Here is a 17,753-nt window from a genome sequence, read left to right on the forward strand (position 1 = left end):
CCTCCGATATGTAGCGGCCCGTCGACAGATGACGGGCCCTTGGGGGTACGGCAGTTCAGCGGGAGCCCTTCGGGTCGAGCGCGTCACGCACGCCGTCACCGAAGAGGTTGAAGGAGAGCACCGTGATGAAGATCGCCACACCCGGGATCACCATGTACATGGGATCCGACTCGTAGTAGTCGATCGCGGCGGAGAGCATCTGCCCCCACGAGGCGGTCGGCGGCTTGACGCCGACGCCCAGGAAGCTGAGCGCCGCCTCGGTGAGGATGTTGGTCGGGATCATCATCGTCGTGTACACGATGATCGGCGCGACCAGGTTGGGCAGCAGCTCCTTGAACAGGATGTAGAACCGTCCGGCTCCGAGGCTGCGCGCGGCTTCGACGTACTCGCGTTCGCGCAGGGAGAGCGTCTGGCCGCGGACCACGCGGCCGACGTAGGGCCAGCCGAAGAAGCCGATGACCAGGATCATCACGAACAGGCGCACGCCCGTGCCGGTCAGACCCAGCATCTGGTTCGGCATGACCGAGACCAGCGCGATGATGAAGAGCAGCTGCGGGAAGGCCAGCAGGCCGTCCATGACGCGGCTGACGGTCGCGTCGACCCAGCCGCCGAAGTAGCCGGCGAGCACGCCGAGGATCGTGCCGAGCACCACGGCCACCAGGGCCGACAGGAAGCCGACCAGCAGAGAGATCCGGGCTCCGTAGACGATCCGGGCGAAGATGTCGCGGCCGTTGACGGGTTCGACACCGAAGAGGTGGTCCCCGCTGATGCCGCCGTAGGCCCCCTTGGGGGTCGAGAAGAGCGGGTCGATCAGGTCCTCGTGGTGCGTTTCGGGGTCCTGGCCGACCAGGTTCGCGATCACGGGCGCGAGCAGGGCGATCAGGATCAGCAGAAGCACGACCATGCCGCCGGCGAGGGCCAGCTTGTCGCGCTTCAGGCGCTCCCAGGCGATGCGGCCGAGGGAACGTCCTTGTACCGCCTTCGCCTCGGCGGAGCCGGCAACGAGCGCCGCCTCTTCGGCCGCGCTCGGCGCGGCTTCGGCCGTCGGCTCGTGCAATGGTGCCGTCATCGTGGCAGGGACCCCTCTCAACCGGCGGTAGCCGGCCCACGCTTGCCGCTGTAGCGGCGTGATCAGTCCGTCGTACACATCTGGAGGTTTAAACCTCCTGGACCGGGAGTCTTCAACGCCCCGGTGATCTGAAGCCAGACCTGAAGGCGAATGGATGCGCAACCGTGATGCCGTCAGGAGGGTTCCGTTATCCGAACGCCGGGTAACGGGGGTCGGACACATGACACTTGGGGCGAAACGGGCCTCGCAACCCATTTACCCGCGTAGATCGGGACATTCCACCCAGCGGCGGTACAGGTGTGGGAGCAGATGCTCCACTGGGTGGACTCCGCCTGACGGATCACGACCATCCGGCTGGATGGACCGTGTCCCTCCAGATCATCTCAGTACGTGCCGGGGAATCCGTAACCGCCCGCCGCGGGCGCCTGGACGGGAGCCGCGTGCGCCTCCCGGTCGTAGAACGGCCGCGCGTTGGCGCGCAGCCACAGAGCCACCGGGTCGTACTCGTCCGACATCGCGACGGTCGACACCGGCAGCCCGTCCGGCACCGCGCCGATCGACTGCTGCATCATCGCCCGCACCGAGTCCACGGCCGGCGGGCTGGTGTCGTACACATCGAGCCCGATGGCCAGGTACGGGGCGCCCAGCGCGGGCTGCACCCAGGCGCGGCGCAGCGAGCGGACGGCGGCCGTCCGGTGCGCGTTCTGGGTCAGCAGGGCGTAGAACTGCGGGATCTCGATGGCCGGTTCGGACAGCCGCAGCGGGCCCGCGGGCTGCCGCTCCAGACCGGTGGCGATGCGCCGCAGATCGAGCCAGGGGATGCCGACGCCGCCGCCCGGCGCGTGCGGGTTCAGCCAGAGCCCGTAGTGGTCGGGGTAGAGGGTGCGGGCCACGTCGAGCCCGTCGACCACCTCGTACGAACGGTTCCAGCCGCTGGCCGACAGCTCCTGGGCGGAGGTCACGCAGGGCGCGTAGCCGAAGCCGTCGACCTCCATGTTCCCGTACTGGGCGTCGGGCGAGCCCGCCTGGCCGTGCCAGAGCAGCATCCACACCTGGCCGGACGGCGGGGTCGCCAGTGCGCGCAGGAGCGCCTCGTAGGCGTCGTAACGCCCGGGCGTCACTTGGCGCAGCATGTGCTCGACCTGCCCGGCCGCGGCCGTGCCCGACGCGCTCACCTTCTACCGCCCCTTCGCGACATCACTGACATACCGGCCCCGTTCGATGAGGTGTCCCGTTCACTTGAACATCGCACCATCCCGACCGAGCCATGAAACCAGCTTAAGTGGCGATCCCGACAGCACCGTTGCGCTCCGCTGGGTTTGGTGTTTTGAGCTCGGGACTCTCTGTGCGCTGTCGGGTGCGGGCCGTACGTGGCTGGGCGCGCAGTTCCCCGCGCCCCTTTCGGGGCGCGCCCTGCGGGCGGCCCCGAAATAGCCCCGCCTAGAACGCTCGGGTGTAGAACGGGCGGACCTTCTCCCTCAGCCAGTCGCCCACCGGGTCCTGGGCCACGTCCAGGAAGACCAGGCTCACCGGGTGGGGCAACGGGACCCGGCCGAGGGCGCGGCCCAGGGCGTCCAGGGGGAGGGTGCGGGCGTTCTCGTCCCAGTGGGCCACCTCCACACCGACGAACATCACCGTGTCGCCGCCCTCGATGCTCGCCAGACAGCGCCGGGCGCTCACCACCGGGCCGGCCGCCTCGAACTCCGCCGAGGCCGCGGCCAGGAAGTCCACCGGGTCGTCCTGCCAGTCAGGCTGGAAGAGCCGGACCCGGCCGCCGCTCGCGGGCCCGTCCAGTTCGGTCCGCCCGGCCCGGCACAGCTCGGCGACGGCGGCCGGGGGCAGCGGTATCCCGACCGTGCCGTCCGGGTTCAGGACGATGCCGGCCTGGGGCGGCAGACCGCGCGCGAACTCCACGGCGGGTGCCACCGTGTACGCCATGTGGTCGCCGACGACCTGGCGGAACTGCTGCTCCGAGGTGAAGACCGGCACGTACGCCTGCCCGGCCAGCTCCATCGTGGGCAGGTCGAGCGGGCCGCTGTGCGGGCCGCCCCCCTCCGGCAGCGGCACCCAGATGAAGCTGCGCCCGAGGGTCTCCACGATCCGGGCCCCCGTCGAGGGCGACGGAGGGAGCCCCAGGGAGGCGGCGAGCACCTCCTCCAACTCGTTGCCGGGCCATCCCATGTGGGGGTGTGCGTGTGCCGGGATGTCCCGTGCCTGGAAGTCCATCTCCACCGCCTGCTCCAACCGCCGTGTGCGGTTGACGAGGTTAGTCGTCCTCAGTCGCCGAAATCGATGCGACGCAGTACGTCCACCGCGGCACGGTCGACGAGCACCGCGGAACCGCAGCCCTTGGGGAGGTCGCCCTTCTCCACCGAGCGCAGCAGCCGGGCGACCGCGCCGCGGTGGCGCGCGAACGCGTACCGCGAGACGCCCCGGCCGCGCTCGCGCTGGCCGTCCAGGGCCGTACCGGGGTCGACGTCGAGGAGCAGCAGGTGCAGGGTCCCGCCGCGGCGACGGGCGTCCCGGGCGAGCCAGTCGCGCACCCAGGCCTGCGTACCGCAGTCGTGCACGACGACGCCCTCCCCGGAGCGCAGGGCCCGGCGCAGGCCCGCGTAGTGCGCGGCGCGGACGAGGGGGCGGTAGACCGCGTACGGCAGGAAACGGGCCAGGCGCTCGTCCCAGCGGTCGCGGGTGTCCTGGGAGTCGATGCGGCGGCCGGTCACCGCCCGGCGCATCAGGGTCGATTTGCCGCTGCCCGGCAGCCCCGTGACCACCACCAGATCGGCCGCCCCGAAGCGCAGACCGTGCGGACTGTGGCCCGAGCGCGCCCGCAGGTCGCGGACGACGGGGGTCACCAGCGGGTCGCACGCCTCCCTGGCCGGAGCGGGTGGCTGCTTGGGCAGCGCGATGCCCGAACTGGTCGCGTACGCCGTGGTCCTGTTCACCCTGATCGTCCTCCCCATGGGGTCGGCAGACCCATCTCCGTCGAGTGTAAAGAGAAGGTAATGCGCTGGTCCCCCCGTTTCTGTTCTTGTCCTGCCACAGCCCCGTCACAGATCACTGTGAACACCCTGGCCACCCGTCCGGACACCGCGCGGCCCCCTGCCGGAGCCGGGGGCATGCAATGATGTGCCCGCCAACTGCATACCGGCCGCTTGAATCCGCGCGGGAGAGTTCCGGGAAACACGTACACGCAGGTGTACGAGTGCCCGGGCGCCGAAGGAGCAAGTCCCTCCCTTGAATCTCTCAGGCCCCCGATACCGCACGGACGAGGCACATCTGAAAAGCGGGCCGCCCCTGACCGTCAGGGCGTAGGCCCCACCCAAGGTGCAAGTCGGTGACCCCCGTGTTCGGCGGCGGGTCACGGCGAACCTCTCAGGTCCCGATGACAGATGGGGAGGAACGACCTCGCCGTCATGCCTTGGGAGCCCCGCCGATGAGCAGCAACACCCCCGTCGAACCGCGCCGCACCGCCCTCGATGCCCTGCATCGCTCGCTGGGCGCGACCATGACCGACTTCGCGGGCTGGGACATGCCCCTGCGGTACGGCTCCGAGCGCGACGAGCACCTCGCCGTCCGGACCCGGGCCGGGCTCTTCGACCTCTCGCACATGGGCGAGATCACCGTGAGCGGACCGCAGGCCGCGGCCCTCCTCGACCACGCGCTGGTCGGCAACATCGGCGGCGTGAAGACCGGCCGCGCCCGCTACACCATGATCTGCCGGGCCGACGGCGGCATCCTCGACGACCTGATCGTCTACCGCCTCGCCGACACCGCGTACATGGTCGTGGCCAACGCCTCCAACGCCCAGGTCGTCCTGGACGCCCTCACGGAGCGCGCCGACGGCTTCGACGCCGAGGTCCGCGACGACCGGGACGCCTACGCGCTGCTCGCGATCCAGGGCCCCGAGTCCCCCGGCATCCTGACGTCCCTCACCGACGCCGACCTGGACGGCCTGAAGTACTACGCGGGCCTGCCCGGCACGGTCGCGGGCGTCCCGGCGCTGATCGCGCGCACCGGCTACACCGGCGAGGACGGCTTCGAGCTGTTCGTGGCCCCGGCCGACGCCGAGAAGCTGTGGCAGGCGCTGACCGACGCCGGAGCCGCGGCCGGGCTCGCCCCCTGCGGACTCTCCTGCCGCGACACCCTGCGCCTGGAGGCGGGCATGCCGCTGTACGGGCATGAGCTGAGCACCTCGCTCACACCGTTCGACGCGGGGCTCGGCCGGGTCGTGAAGTTCGAGAAGGAGGGTGACTTCGTGGGGCGCGAGGCGCTCTCCGAGGCCGCCGCACGTGCCGAGTCGACGCCCCCGCGCGTCCTGGTCGGCCTGATCGCCGAGGGCCGCCGCGTCCCGCGTGCCGGCTACCCCGTCGTCGCCGGCGGCAAGGTGATCGGCGAGGTCACCTCCGGCGCGCCCTCGCCGACGCTCGGCAGGCCGATCGCGATGGCCTACGTCGACGCGGAGCACTCCGCGCCCGGCACCACCGGTGTCGGCGTGGACATCCGGGGCAGTCACGAGCCGTACGAGGTCGTGGCACTGCCGTTCTACAAGCGCCAGAAGTGACACTGGTCCGCAAGCACCGCACGTGACGCCCCTCCACAGGCGCCGCACGTGACGCCGGTCCGCAGGCGCCACACGTGATCCTGGGCACATCCGCCCAGCTCACCCGTACTCCCCCTGCATCAGCACTCACCCGCGTACAGGAGAATTCAGGCCATGAGCAACCCCCAAGAGCTGCGCTACAGCAAGGAGCACGAGTGGCTGTCGGGCGCCGAGGACGGCGTCTCGACGGTCGGCATCACGGAGCACGCGGCCAACGCGCTCGGCGACGTGGTGTACGTCCAGCTCCCCGAGGTCGGTGCCGCGGTGACCGCGGGCGAGACCTGCGGCGAGCTGGAGTCGACCAAGTCGGTGAGCGACCTGTACTCACCCGTCACCGGTGAGATCACCGAGATCAACCAGGATGTCGTGGACGACCCCGCGCTGGTGAACACCGCTCCCTTCGAGGGTGGCTGGCTCTTCAAGGTACGGGTGACGGACGAGCCGAAGGACCTGCTCTCCGCCGCCGAGTACACCGAATTCTCCGGCTCCTGATTCCGGCTCCTCGCTAAGGACCCCAGACCGATGTCGCTTCTGAACACGCCCCTGCACGAACTCGACCCGGACGTCGCCGCCGCCCTCGACGCCGAGCTGAACCGTCAGCAGTCCACCCTTGAGATGATCGCCTCGGAGAACTTCGCCCCGGTCGCGGTCATGGAGGCCCAGGGCTCGGTCCTCACCAACAAGTACGCCGAGGGCTACCCCGGCCGCCGCTACTACGGCGGCTGCGAGCACGTCGACGTCGCCGAGCAGATCGCGATCGACCGGGTCAAGGAGCTGTTCGGCGCCGAGTACGCCAACGTGCAGCCGCACTCGGGCGCCTCCGCCAACCAGGCCGCGCTCTTCGCGCTGGCCCAGCCCGGCGACACCATCCTCGGCCTGGACCTCGCCCACGGCGGTCACCTGACCCACGGGATGCGGCTGAACTTCTCCGGCAAGCAGTTCAACGTGGTCGCCTACCACGTGGACGACGCCGGCCTGGTCGACATGGCCGAGGTCGAGCGGCTCGCCAAGGAGCACCGCCCCAAGGTGATCATCGCGGGCTGGTCGGCGTACCCCCGGCAGCTGGACTTCGCCGAGTTCCGCCGTATCGCGGACGAGGTCGAGGCCCACCTGTGGGTCGACATGGCGCACTTCGCGGGTCTCGTCGCGGCCGGCCTCCACCCGAACCCGGTGGAGTACGCGGACGTGGTCACCTCCACCACCCACAAGACGCTCGGCGGGCCCCGCGGCGGGATCATCCTCGCCAAGAAGGCCTTCGCGAAGAAGCTCAACTCGTCCGTCTTCCCGGGCTTCCAGGGCGGCCCCCTGGAGCACGTGATCGCGGCCAAGGCGGTCTCCTTCAAGGTCGCCGCCACCGAGGAGTTCAAGGAGCGCCAGCAGCGCACGGTCGACGGCGCGCGCATCCTCGCCGAGCGGCTGACGGCGGCCGACGCCCGCGAGGCCGGGGTGAACGTCCTCTCCGGCGGCACGGACGTCCACCTGATCCTGGTCGACCTGCGCGAGTCCGAGCTGGACGGCCAGCAGGCCGAGGACCGCCTCCACGAGGTCGGCATCACGGTCAACCGCAACGCCGTCCCGAACGACCCGCGGCCCCCGATGGTCACCTCGGGTCTGCGGATCGGTACGCCCGCGCTCGCCACCCGCGGCTTCACGGCCGAGGACTTCACCGAGGTCGCGGACGTCATCGCCGAGACCCTGAAGCCGGCCTTCGACGCGGCGGCGCTCAAGGCCCGGGTGACCGCCCTGGCCGACAAGCACCCGCTGTACCCCGGTCTGGGCAAGTAGTTCCGTTTCGCGGGGTACCGCGCACACTGGAAGGTGCGCGCGGTACCCCGTTCCGTTCCACCCCGTTCCGCCCTGTTCCACCCCGCTTCACCCCGTTTTGAGGAGTTCCCGTGGCCATCTCGGTCTTCGACCTGTTCTCGATCGGCATCGGCCCGTCCAGCTCCCACACGGTCGGCCCGATGCGCGCGGCACGCATGTTCGCGCACCGCCTGCGCAACGAGGACCTGCTGACCCCCGTGACCGCGGTCCGCGCCGAGCTGTACGGCTCACTGGGCGCGACCGGACACGGCCACGGCACCCCCAAGGCGGTCCTGCTCGGCCTGGAGGGCGCCTCGCCCCGCACGGTGGACGTCGAGGGCGCCGACGACCGGGTCGAGAAGATCAAGTCGTCGGGCCGCCTCGATCTGCTCGGCGAGCACGAGATCGACTTCTCCTTCGACGACGACCTGGTGCTGCACCGCCGCAAGACACTGCCGTACCACGCGAACGGCATGACCCTGTGGGCGTACGACGCCTCGGGCGCCGAGGTGCTGTCGAAGACGTACTACTCGGTGGGCGGCGGGTTCGTCGTCGACGAGGACGCGGTCGGCGCGGACCGCATCGTGCTGGACGACACGGTCCTGAAGTACCCCTTCCGCACGGGCGACGAGCTGCTGCGGCTCACCCGCGAGACCGGCCTGTCCATCTCCGCGCTGATGCTGGAGAACGAGCGGGCCTGGCGCACCGAGGAGGAGATCCGCGAAGGGCTCCTCGCCATCTGGCGCGTGATGCAGGCGTGCGTGACGCGCGGCATGTCCCGCGAGGGCATCCTCCCCGGCGGCCTGCGGGTGCGCCGCCGCGCGGCCATGTCGGCCCGCCAACTGCGCGCCGAGGGCGACCCGCTGGCCCACGCCATGGAGTGGATCACCCTGTACGCGATGGCGGTGAACGAGGAGAACGCGGCGGGCGGCCGGGTCGTGACCGCCCCCACCAACGGCGCCGCGGGCATCATCCCGTCGGTCCTGCACTACTACGTCAACTTCGTCGCCGGCACCTCCTCCTCGGAGGCCGAGAAGGACGACGGCGTCGTACGCTTCCTGCTCGCCGCGGGCGCCATCGGCATGCTCTTCAAGGAGAACGCCTCCATCTCCGGCGCCGAGGTCGGCTGCCAGGGCGAGGTCGGCTCGGCCTGCTCGATGGCGGCGGGCGCGCTGGCGGAGGTGCTCGGCGGATCTCCCGAACAGGTCGAGAACGCCGCCGAGATCGGCATGGAGCACAACCTCGGTCTCACCTGCGACCCGGTCGGCGGCCTCGTCCAGATCCCCTGCATCGAGCGCAACGGCATGGCCGCGGTCAAGGCCGTCACGGCGGCGAAGATGGCCATGCGCGGCGACGGCTCCCACAAGGTGTCCCTCGACAAGGTCATCAAGACGATGAAGGAGACGGGCGCGGACATGTCCGTCAAGTACAAGGAGACGGCCCGGGGCGGGCTCGCGGTGAACATCATCGAGTGCTGAGCCCTCAGAGGCCGTCCCGAGGGGGCGCGTGCTCCGGCGCAACCTTCAGGGCGCTGACGGGCGTGAGGGTAGTACGGGCCAAGTGGGGGCACCACAAAGGGGATTGCCCCCCACAGGCCCCAGGAAGCACGATCCGTGTTTCCGGCCACCCCAGCACCAAGGAGTCACGCATGTTGCGCGGCATCGACGTAAGTGCCTACCAGTCGTCCTCGTACAGCACCGAGGGCCTGTCCTTCGTCTTCGTCAAGGCCACGGAAGGCCGGACGTACGTCAACCCGAAGCTGAGCGCGCAGACGAAGCGGGCCAGGGACGCCGGCTGCGTGGTGGGTTTCTACCACTTCCTGTGGCCCGGCAACCTCACGGCGCAGGCCGAGTACTTCGTCAGCAAGGCCCCGGAGAAGGCCGGCGACATCCTCGCCGTGGACTGGGAGACGACGGGCGAGGGAACCCACGCCAGCAACGCGGAGAAGGACCGCTTCATCCGCAAGGTGAGGGAGTTGCGACCGAACAACAGGGTCATCCTCTATTGCAACCGGAGCTACTGGTTGAACGTCGACGACACGTCCTACGCCGGTGACGGCCTCTGGATCGCGGACTACGTGACGGCGGGCAAGCCCCGTATCCAGGCCAAGTGGCGCTTCCACCAGTACACGGACGACCCGCTGGACAAGAACGTCGCGGATTTCTCCAGCAAGGCCGCCCTGCGCGAATGGGCCGAGGACGCCTGACAGGTGGACTCCCCCCGTGAACGGCGAGACGCTCGACGGAGCCGGATGCCGAGTGCCGGATACGGGGGGCGCGATGCGAAGGGCGAAAGGACGATGGCGGGCCGCCGCCGCTGTCGCCGCCGCCGTCACGGTACTGGTGACGCCGTCCGGCCCGTCGGTGGACCGGGCGCCGCGAGCGGCCCCCGTGGCGGCCGTTCCAGGACTGGTCAGAGTGCCTTCCGGACCGACTCCGGACAACTCGGAGCCGCGCAAGAGCAGAAGGGCTCAGTGTCCCGCGGGTCACCGGGTGGTCGGCGGCGGCGGGTGGGCCTTCGACCACGGTCACGGCGTCGTGGCGCTGACCGGGGCGGAACCCGGGCGCGACCTCCTGCTGCAGCGTGACTATTTCCGGGCCACGGCCAGTGAGCCGGGCACCGGGTTCACCGCGGGGTGGTGGCTGGAGGCGTACGCGCTCTGTGCGCCCGCCGCCTCCCTGCCCGGCTACCAGCAGGTCTCCGCGTTCGCCTCGGACATCGGTTTCGCGACCGCGCGGGTCAGGTGCCCGGCGGGCAAGCGCGTGATCGGCACCGGGGCCGCCGCGTTCCCCGATCTCCACGCGGGCCTGCAACTGTTCCGGTCGACCGGAGCGCGCGATGCCGCGATGGCCACGGTCCGTGCCCGGGGGGACCATCCCGGGATGATCCGGGTGCGCGTTCTCGGCATCTGCACCACGAATCACGCCGTCGTCGTGGCCACGGTGCGGAACCTGGACGACGCCGCCGCCGCGTGTCCGTCCGGAACGCGGGTGCACGGCGTCGGCGGCGGGGGCAGTCCCGCCGACTCCGGGAACTCCTTCCTCCAAGAGGTGTATCCGCCCTCCCAGCTCGACCGGGCGAGCACCTCCATGACCGCGGCGCCCGACCGGGGGATGGTGTCGCAGGCGATCTGCGTCGGCGGAACGAGCTGAGAGAGCCGGGAGGAGCCGGGTGAGCTGGGAGACGGGATGCTCGGGCCCGCCCGTAGGCTCTGTCCTGCGGTTCGACGGCAACCGTGAGGACGAGGGGAGCTGCACAGCATGGGTGGGAGTGTCGCTGCGGTGAGCAGCAACGGTGTGTACTCGTTCACCAAGCCGAACCGCGCGAGCATCATGCTGCTCGCGGGGCTCGGGGTCGAGGGTGATGTGCATGCGGGGGTGACCGTCAAGCACCGGTTCCGGATGCGGAAGGATCCCACGCAGCCGAATCTGCGGCAGGTGCACCTGATCCACGAGGAGCTGTTCGACGAGGTCCGGGGAGCCGGGTTCGAGGTCGCGGCCGGGGAGCTCGGGGAGAACGTCACCACCCGGGGCATCGATCTGCTGGGGCTGCCGGCCGGGACCCTGCTGCGGCTCGGGGACGAGGCCGTGGTGGAGGTCACCGGGCTGCGCAATCCGTGCGCGCAGATCGACACCTTCCAGAAGGGGCTCATGAAGCAGGTCGTCGGGCGGGGCGAGGACGGCAGGGCCCGGTTCCGGTCCGGGATCATGAGTGTGGTCGTCGCGGGTGGCGTGGTGCGGCCCGGGGACCCCGTGGAGGTCGAACTGCCGGCCGGGCCGCACCTGCCGCTGGAGATCGTCTGAGCGGGGGCGGAGCAGTTACGCGGTGAAGTCCGGGGTGCGTTCCCTGGACGCCGCGGCCAGGGCCTTCGTCACCGCGTCCACGCCCTCCTGGAGGCCGTAGACGGGGGTGGCGGGCTGCTGGCGCCAGGAGTCGTCGAGGCCGCCCGCGTCCACGGTGTCGAAGCCGAGTTCGTCGATGAGGGCGCGTACGACCTGCTTGGCGGTCGCGTCGTCGGCCGCCACCGGGAGGGCGATGCGGTCGGGGGCGCCGGCCGGGCGGGGGCGGTCCAGGATGTCCTGCGCGTACGTGCCGTTGAAGGCCTTGACGACCGTGTGACCGAGGTGCTGTGCCGTCCAGCGGGATTCCGTCAGCCCCTCGTCCAGGATCGCGGCGATCCTGCCGTCCCGCTGCGGGTAGTAGTTGCCGGTGTCGATGACGGTCACCCCGTCGGCAGCCTGGTCCAGCAGTCCGGACGGCAGGTCGGGGATGGCCTTCAGGGGGATCGTGACGACGACGACCTCGGCGCCCCGGGGAGCCTCCTCGACGCTGACGGGGGTGGCTCCGGTCTCCTCCGCCAGCGCGGTGAGCGTCTGCGGGCCGCGGGAGTTGGCGACGTACACGTCGTGCCCGAGCGCGGTGAGGCGGCGGGTGAGGTTGCCGCCGATGTTCCCTGCTCCGATGATGCCGATCTTCATGGGGGCTCGCCCTTCGAGGGGGTGGGTGACTCCTGGCGCGATATACCAACCCGGGTTCATACCGGGCTATTCCGAGCCCCACTCGGATGGACGAACACGACAAAGGGGCGCCCACCCTGAACCGGTGGGCGCCCCTGTCGCTCGGGTCACTTGTTGATGTGGGCCCAGAACTCGTCGAACGAGAGCAGCTTGTCGCCGTTGAGGTCCTGGGCGGCGATGACGGCCTCGGCCACCGACTCCGTGACGTTCCAGTCCCCGCCCTGGGCCAGGGCCTTCTTGAACTCGGCGGCGGTGATGTAGCCGTCCCCGTCCACGTCGATGCGCTCGAACGCCTTGCGTGCTTCCTCGATGTCCGCCACCGGACCCGCCCCTTCGTGGTGCTTCACTGACGAGGTCAGATTAACGTTCCGCTCCGGCGCGCGACGCGGCGACCACCCGGGCGCCGGAGTCAGTGCCAGGGCTCGTAGTGCGGGTTGCTCTCGCAGTCGCTCATGATCTCGGTCTTGGTCTTCTTGTCGACGGGGCAGACGCCGATGATGTACTGCCGCGCGATACCGCCCGGGAAGGCGACCTCGACCTGGTCGGCCCACCTGTGGGTGTCGCCGATGGTCTTGTTGACGTCCACGCCGCCCGGGGCGTCGATGTAGTAGTTGTAGCCGCTCTTCCACCACGTCTTGTAGAGGTCGTGGTCGTAGCTCGTGGAGACGTACGGGGAGGGCTGGTTGACCAGGACGTACTGCTCGATGTCGTACTGGCCGTCGATGACGTCCTTCGGCAGGAAGCCCTGCTCGAAGACGACGGCCGGGCCGCGGCCGTCACTGCGGTAGAGCGTGCCGCAGCTGGTGCGCCAGGCGGGGTCCGGGGTGATGCGGTCGACGTCCACGCGGTGGTCGGCTGCGGCGTGGACGGGGTCCGCGAACTGGGGGCAGGCGGGGGCGGCTGCCGCCTTCGCCGTGGGCTTGGTGGGGGTCTGTGCGGGGGGTGTCGCGGCGGATGTCGTGAGGACTGCGGTCAGGGTGAAGGCGAGGGTGGCTGCGTGGCGCTTCCAGCGGGGTGTGATCATGGGAGCACGATCTCGGTGGGGTCTGCGGCGGGGGTGGACCCTCACTCGTATGGCGGCGTGTCCCTGGGCGGGGTTGCCGCGGGGACCTTTTTCGCCCCCGCCGCCCCTACCCGTTCCCGTCCACGCATGGGGGCTGCGCCCCCTCGCCCCCCTTGTCGCGCTTCGCGCTCGTCCTCAAACGCCGGACGGGCTGAAAGATGTCTTTCAGCCCGTCCGGCGTTTGAGGACCGGGGGTTCGGGGGCAGCGCCCCCGAGTCAGTGACGGGAAGGGTAGGGGCGGCGGGGGCGAGAAACCCCTAGCGGTCCGCCACCCTCATCTCGAACCATGTCGTCTTGCCGCGTGGGAGGAGGTCGACTCCCCAGCGGTCGGACAGTTTGTCCACGAGGAACAGGCCCCGGCCGCTGACGTCCGTGTCCTGGACCGGCATCAGACAGGGCAGCCCCCGCGAGGGATCGCGGACCTCGACGCGGATCCATCCGCGCCGGCGCCGCATGCGAAGCCCGAAGACCCGCGCCCCCGTGTGCCGCACGGCATTGCCCACGAGTTCCGACACCAGTAACACGGCGTCCTCGGTCATCTTCGGCGAGAGCCCCCACTGGCGGAGCACCACGACCTGGGTGAGCCGGCGCGCCGTGGCGGCGGACTCCGGCCGGGACGGCAGCGGCACCTCCGCCTCGGTGGGGTTGCCGAACAGTTCCAGCGCCTTCAGCGCGTGTTCGTCCTCGACAGCAGGCGACCAGCGCGCCGCGGTCGCGCTCCCGTGCCGCCGCGGCTGTTCGATGCCCTCCAGCCCCGCCATGCCCCCATCATGACCCCCGAAGGGGCTTCTGCGGGGGTGTTCCGGAGGAATACGCCCCCCGGAACCCATTGTTCCGCATCATCCGATTGACATATGCCATCGGCATCACAGTGGCCTATGGACCCCATCTGGCCTGCGCGGACAGGGGCGTTCGGGGCAATCGCCCGCGCTCCCCCGCAAGGAAGCCTTAAGCCTGCCTTAAGGGTCCGATAAGCCGTCCGCCGAGCCGAATCTCCACGCGCACGGGTGATACATCGCGTCAACAGCAAGTGGACCGGCGGCAGTTTTCCAACTTCTTTCGCGTCAGCGGAACTTCGCCTTGCCCGGGCCCTCCTCGACGAAGCTCCGCATCCCCGACTCCCGGTCCTCCGTCGCGAACAGGCCCGCGAACCAGGTGCGTTCGACCGCGAGTCCGGTCTCGATGTCCGTCTCCAGGCCGACGTCGACGGACTCCTTGGCCGCGCGCAGCGCGAGCGCCGGTCCCTGGGCGAGTTTCGCGGCCCAGGCGTGCGCCTCGGTGTACACGTCGGCGGCCGGTACGACCTTGTCCACCAGGCCGAGCGTCAGGGCCTCGTCGGCCTTGACCATGCGGCCGGTGAAGATGAGGTCCTTCGCGCGGGAGGGGCCGATCAGCCGGGACAGGCGCTGGGTGCCGCCGGCGCCCGGGATCAGACCGAGGAGGATCTCGGGCTGGCCCAGCTTGGCGTTGTCCCCGGCGATCCTGTAGTCGGCGCACAGCGCCAGTTCGCAGCCGCCGCCCAGCGCGTAGCCGGTGACCGCGGCGACGACCGGCTTGGGGATGCGGGTCACGGCGGTGAAGGAGTCCTGGAGGGCCCGGGAGCGTACGACCATGGCCGCGTGGTCCATGGCCTGCATCTCCTTGATGTCCGCGCCCGCCGCGAACACCTTCTCGCCGCCGTAGAGGATGACGGCCCGTACGTCCTCGCGGCGGGTGGCCTCCTCGGCGAGTTCCTTGAGCCGGTCCTGTGTGGCGACGTCCAGCGCGTTCATGGGCGGACGGTCGAGGCGGATCGTGCCGACACCTTCGGCGACTTCGAGATGCACAGTCATGAGGGCACCGTATCGGGGGGTCCGGGGGGTCGTCCCCCGGGGAGGACGCAGCACGAAGGCCAACGGCAACGGCCCCGGTGTGCTCCGTCACAGCGGAGCGCACCGGGGCCGTACGGCGTCAGCGAGCGGGGCGGCGGGTCAGGCCGTCCACTTCTCCCACGACATGTTCCAGCCGTTGAGGCCGTTGTCCGGGTCGATGATCCGGTCGTTGGAGTTCTTCACGATCACGACGTCGCCGACGATCGAGCGGTCGAAGAACCACGCGGCCGGGGCTCCCCGGTCACCGCCGCCGCGCTGGTCGCGCAGGCCTATGCAGCCGTGGCTGGCGTTGTAGTTGCCGAAGGCGTCGCCGCCCCAGTAGTTGCCGTGGATGAACGTGCCCGAGTTGGACAGGCGCATCGCGTCCGGCACGTCCTTGATGTCGTACTCGCCGCCGTAGCCGACCGTCTCGCCGTTCATACGGGTCACCCGGAGGCGCTCGCTGATGACCATCTGGCCGTTCCAGGTCTCGTAACCCGCCTTGCCGGTCGTGACCGGGATGGTCTTGATGACCTTGCCGTCGCGCTTGACGGTCATCTTCTTGGTCTTGACGTCGACGGTGGAGACCTGGCTGCGGCCGATCGTGAACTTCACGGTCTTGGCCTGCTCGCCGTAGACACCGGGCCGGCCCTCGACACCGTCGAGGTTCAGGGTGACGGTGACCTTCGTACCGGACTTCCAGTACTCCTCGGGGCGGAAGTCGAGGCGGTCGTTGCCGAACCAGTGGCCCTCGACGTCGACCGCGGGCTCGGTCTTGATCTTGATGGCCTTCTCGATGTCCTCGGGGTGCGTGATGCCCCGGGTGAAGCGCACCGAGAAGGGCATCCCGACGCCGACCTTGGAACCGTCCTCGGGCGTGAAGATGCCGACGAACGTGTTCTTCGGGGTCAGCGTGGTGAACGCGGACTCCTCGGCGGCCTCACGGCCCTCGGAGTCCTTCGCCACCGCGTGGACCTTGTACTTGGTCGAGGCCGCGAGGTGGGCGGCGGGCGTCCAGCTGGCGCCCCCGCCGGTGATCTTCCCCTCGACCGGGTTGCCCTTGGTGTCCTCGACCTTCACCTCGGTCAGTTTGCCCTTGGCCGCCGTCACCTTGAGCGCGCCGCTGGTCTTGACGGCGTCGGCGCCGTCCTTCGGCGCGATGGTCACGACCGCCTGCGAGACCTTGGTGTCCGCCTGGCTGGAATCCTTGCCCTTGTCCTTGTCCCCGCCGGACCCGGAGTCCGAGTCCCCTCCTCCGCCGCACGCGGTCACGAGAAGCAGCAGCACCCCCAGCACAAGTGCCAGGGCTCCCTTGCCGTTCCGTGTCCGCGCGCCAACCGACGCCCCCGATATCGGTCGCCCGTTCAAGTTCGTTCTCCCCTCGCACGGCCTGTTCAGGCCCGTACTACGGCGCGTTCACGCGCACGCATCGCGCTAATTAATCACACTGCCAGGAGAGATGACCTCCCGGGAATGTCACCGTTCAGTCCCAACTGCTGGAGCCGGGAGCGCGATGGGGGCCTTTCCTGTGCGTACCCCTATGTCGGTCTACTTCACCGCGGAGCCCGCTTTCCAGGCTTTCCAGCCCATGTTCCACCCACCGAGGCCGTTGTCGGGAGCGACCTTCTTGTCATTGCTGCGGACGACCTCGACGACGTCACCGATGAGGCTGCGGTCGAAGAACCAGCCCGCCGGGGTCGCGGAGCTGCCGCCCTTCACATCGCGCAGTCCCACGCACCCGTGGCTGACATTGGCGGTGCCGAACACGCCCTTGGCCCAGTAGTTGCCGTGCAGGAAGGTGCCGGAGGAGGTGAGGCGCACGGCGTGCGGGACGTCCGGGATGTCGTACTCGCCCTTGCCGTCGGCCCGTTTGAAACCGACGGTGGCCCCGTTCATCCGGGTCACCTCCAGCATCTCGGTGATCACCATCTTCCCGTTGTACGTGGTGTTGCCGGGGGCTCCCGCGGTGATCGGCACCGTGGACAGGAGTTCACCGTCGCGGGTCACCCGCATGGTGTGGGCGGCGGCGTCGACGACGCTGGTCTGGCTGCGGCCGACCGTGAAGGAGAAGGTCTTGTACTGCAGCCCGTACACGCCGGTGGCCGCCTCGACGTCCCGCAGCCGCAGGTCGACGGTGACCTTGGTGCCGGGCTTCCAGTAGGTCTCGGGCCGGAAGTCGAGGCGGTCCTCGCCGAACCAGTGCGGGGCGATCTCCGTCCTCGGCACGGAGGTCACACGGATGGCGCGCTCGACGGCGGCCCGGTTCTCGATCTCGCGGTTGAACTCCAGGGACACGATCATGCCGGTGCCGACGGTAGAGCGGTTCTCCGGCATGACGTAGCCGATGAACCGCTCGTCGGGGACGTACGTCGTGAACGTGACGTGCCGGGCCACCCGCCGGCCGTGGGCGTCGAGCGCGACCGCGTCCACCGTGTACTTGGCGGCGAGCGCGAGCTTCGGGTCGTCGGGCCGCCAGGTCGCGCCGTCCGGGCCGATCGAGCCGGGCACCGGGAACTCCTGCGCGTCCTGGGACTTCACGACCTTCACGGACTCCAGGCGCCCGGCCGGCACCCGTACCTTCAGGCCCTCCTCGGGCCGAACGGCCTTGCTGCCGTCGTCCGGCGAGACCCGGATCGCCTCCTCGGGCGAGCGGGGCTTGCCCAGCATCTCGTCCACCCCGTGCGAGGTGCATCCCGCGGCCGCGGCCAGCAGGGCCGCCCATGTCAGTACGGCGGCCAGCGCGGCCCCTGAGCGCCCCGGGCGCGTCTGTGCGTGCATCACGTGGGACCCAACGACGGAGCGGGCCCCGGGGAAGTGGGTCCGTTCGGCGGGTACCGGACCGCGCCGG

18 protein-coding genes and 1 riboswitch are annotated in these 17,753 nt (G+C 70.1%); of the genes, 7 read left to right on the plus strand and 11 right to left on the minus strand.

Going from position 1 to position 17,753, the window contains the following annotated elements; all coding sequences use genetic code 11:
- Positions 1-55: 55 nt before the first annotated feature.
- The 4 genes from J8N05_RS34410 to J8N05_RS34425 all read right to left on the minus strand — a co-directional run bounded on the left by J8N05_RS34410 (position 56) and on the right by J8N05_RS34425 (position 4,032).
- A complete protein-coding gene (locus J8N05_RS34410) occupies positions 56-1,069 on the minus strand; it encodes an ABC transporter permease (RefSeq protein WP_210889650.1) in 1,014 nt (337 codons plus the stop codon).
- A gap of 383 nt (positions 1,070-1,452) precedes the next feature.
- On the minus strand, positions 1,453-2,244 hold the full coding sequence (locus J8N05_RS34415) for an enhanced serine sensitivity protein SseB C-terminal domain-containing protein (protein ID WP_210889652.1): 792 nt from the start codon (positions 2,242-2,244) through the stop codon (positions 1,453-1,455).
- Between the two features lie 265 nt (positions 2,245-2,509).
- Positions 2,510-3,295 carry an enhanced serine sensitivity protein SseB gene (locus J8N05_RS34420; protein ID WP_210890567.1) on the minus strand — a complete coding sequence of 262 codons (786 nt, stop codon included), beginning with the start codon at positions 3,293-3,295 and terminating at the stop codon, positions 2,510-2,512.
- A 50-nt stretch (positions 3,296-3,345) separates the two neighbouring features.
- The gene (locus tag J8N05_RS34425) at positions 3,346-4,032 is read right to left on the minus strand and encodes an AAA family ATPase (protein WP_210889655.1); all 687 of its coding nucleotides are present in this window, start codon (positions 4,030-4,032) and stop codon (positions 3,346-3,348) included.
- Between the two features lie 193 nt (positions 4,033-4,225).
- A riboswitch (glycine riboswitch) is annotated at positions 4,226-4,342 on the plus strand.
- 163 nt (positions 4,343-4,505) lie between these two features.
- Between J8N05_RS34425 and gcvT the strand changes: the two genes are divergently transcribed.
- The 7 genes from gcvT (at position 4,506) to J8N05_RS34460 (ending at position 11,278) form a co-directional block, all read left to right on the plus strand.
- Positions 4,506-5,633: a glycine cleavage system aminomethyltransferase GcvT gene (gene gcvT, locus J8N05_RS34430; RefSeq protein WP_210889656.1), complete on the plus strand. Its 1,128-nt coding sequence runs from the start codon at positions 4,506-4,508 to the stop codon at positions 5,631-5,633.
- A 153-nt stretch (positions 5,634-5,786) separates the two neighbouring features.
- Positions 5,787-6,164: a glycine cleavage system protein GcvH gene (gene gcvH, locus J8N05_RS34435; RefSeq protein WP_210889659.1), complete on the plus strand. Its 378-nt coding sequence runs from the start codon at positions 5,787-5,789 to the stop codon at positions 6,162-6,164.
- Between the two features lie 30 nt (positions 6,165-6,194).
- Entirely contained in the window at positions 6,195-7,457 is a 1,263-nt protein-coding gene (gene glyA, locus J8N05_RS34440) for a serine hydroxymethyltransferase (RefSeq protein ID WP_210889661.1), read from the plus strand.
- 110 nt (positions 7,458-7,567) lie between these two features.
- Positions 7,568-8,953 (plus strand): L-serine ammonia-lyase, encoded by a 1,386-nt coding sequence (locus J8N05_RS34445; RefSeq protein ID WP_210889663.1) that lies wholly within the window; start codon positions 7,568-7,570, stop codon positions 8,951-8,953.
- Between the two features lie 170 nt (positions 8,954-9,123).
- On the plus strand, positions 9,124-9,681 hold the full coding sequence (locus J8N05_RS34450) for a glycoside hydrolase family 25 protein (RefSeq protein ID WP_210889665.1): 558 nt from the start codon (positions 9,124-9,126) through the stop codon (positions 9,679-9,681).
- A 73-nt stretch (positions 9,682-9,754) separates the two neighbouring features.
- Positions 9,755-10,627 carry a hypothetical protein gene (locus tag J8N05_RS34455; RefSeq protein WP_210889667.1) on the plus strand — a complete coding sequence of 291 codons (873 nt, stop codon included), beginning with the start codon at positions 9,755-9,757 and terminating at the stop codon, positions 10,625-10,627.
- A 108-nt stretch (positions 10,628-10,735) separates the two neighbouring features.
- A complete protein-coding gene (locus J8N05_RS34460; RefSeq protein WP_210889669.1) occupies positions 10,736-11,278 on the plus strand; it encodes an MOSC domain-containing protein in 543 nt (180 codons plus the stop codon).
- 15 nt (positions 11,279-11,293) lie between these two features.
- Here J8N05_RS34460 and J8N05_RS34465 read toward each other — a convergent pair whose 3' ends face one another.
- The 7 genes from J8N05_RS34465 to J8N05_RS34495 all read right to left on the minus strand — a co-directional run bounded on the left by J8N05_RS34465 (position 11,294) and on the right by J8N05_RS34495 (position 17,686).
- Complete coding sequence (locus J8N05_RS34465; protein WP_247706622.1) at positions 11,294-11,953, minus strand: NADPH-dependent F420 reductase; 660 nt, start codon at positions 11,951-11,953, stop codon at positions 11,294-11,296.
- Positions 11,954-12,099: 146 nt separating this feature from the next.
- Positions 12,100-12,312 (minus strand): EF-hand domain-containing protein, encoded by a 213-nt coding sequence (locus tag J8N05_RS34470; protein ID WP_210890568.1) that lies wholly within the window; start codon positions 12,310-12,312, stop codon positions 12,100-12,102.
- Positions 12,313-12,401: 89 nt separating this feature from the next.
- A complete protein-coding gene (locus J8N05_RS34475; RefSeq protein ID WP_210889672.1) occupies positions 12,402-13,016 on the minus strand; it encodes an ADP-ribosyltransferase in 615 nt (204 codons plus the stop codon).
- 296 nt (positions 13,017-13,312) lie between these two features.
- A complete protein-coding gene (locus J8N05_RS34480) occupies positions 13,313-13,816 on the minus strand; it encodes an ATP-binding protein (protein WP_210889674.1) in 504 nt (167 codons plus the stop codon).
- 303 nt (positions 13,817-14,119) lie between these two features.
- Positions 14,120-14,887, minus strand: coding sequence for an enoyl-CoA hydratase/isomerase family protein (locus J8N05_RS34485; RefSeq protein ID WP_210889676.1), 768 nt, complete (start codon positions 14,885-14,887; stop codon positions 14,120-14,122).
- A 138-nt stretch (positions 14,888-15,025) separates the two neighbouring features.
- Positions 15,026-16,273 carry a L,D-transpeptidase gene (locus tag J8N05_RS34490; RefSeq protein WP_210889678.1) on the minus strand — a complete coding sequence of 416 codons (1,248 nt, stop codon included), beginning with the start codon at positions 16,271-16,273 and terminating at the stop codon, positions 15,026-15,028.
- A 180-nt stretch (positions 16,274-16,453) separates the two neighbouring features.
- The gene (locus tag J8N05_RS34495) at positions 16,454-17,686 is read right to left on the minus strand and encodes a L,D-transpeptidase (RefSeq protein WP_210889679.1); all 1,233 of its coding nucleotides are present in this window, start codon (positions 17,684-17,686) and stop codon (positions 16,454-16,456) included.
- Between the last annotated feature and the right edge of the window lie 67 nt (positions 17,687-17,753).

Origin of the sequence: Streptomyces liliiviolaceus, assembly GCF_018070025.1 — a bacterium.
Classification (GTDB): domain Bacteria; phylum Actinomycetota; class Actinomycetes; order Streptomycetales; family Streptomycetaceae; genus Streptomyces; species Streptomyces liliiviolaceus.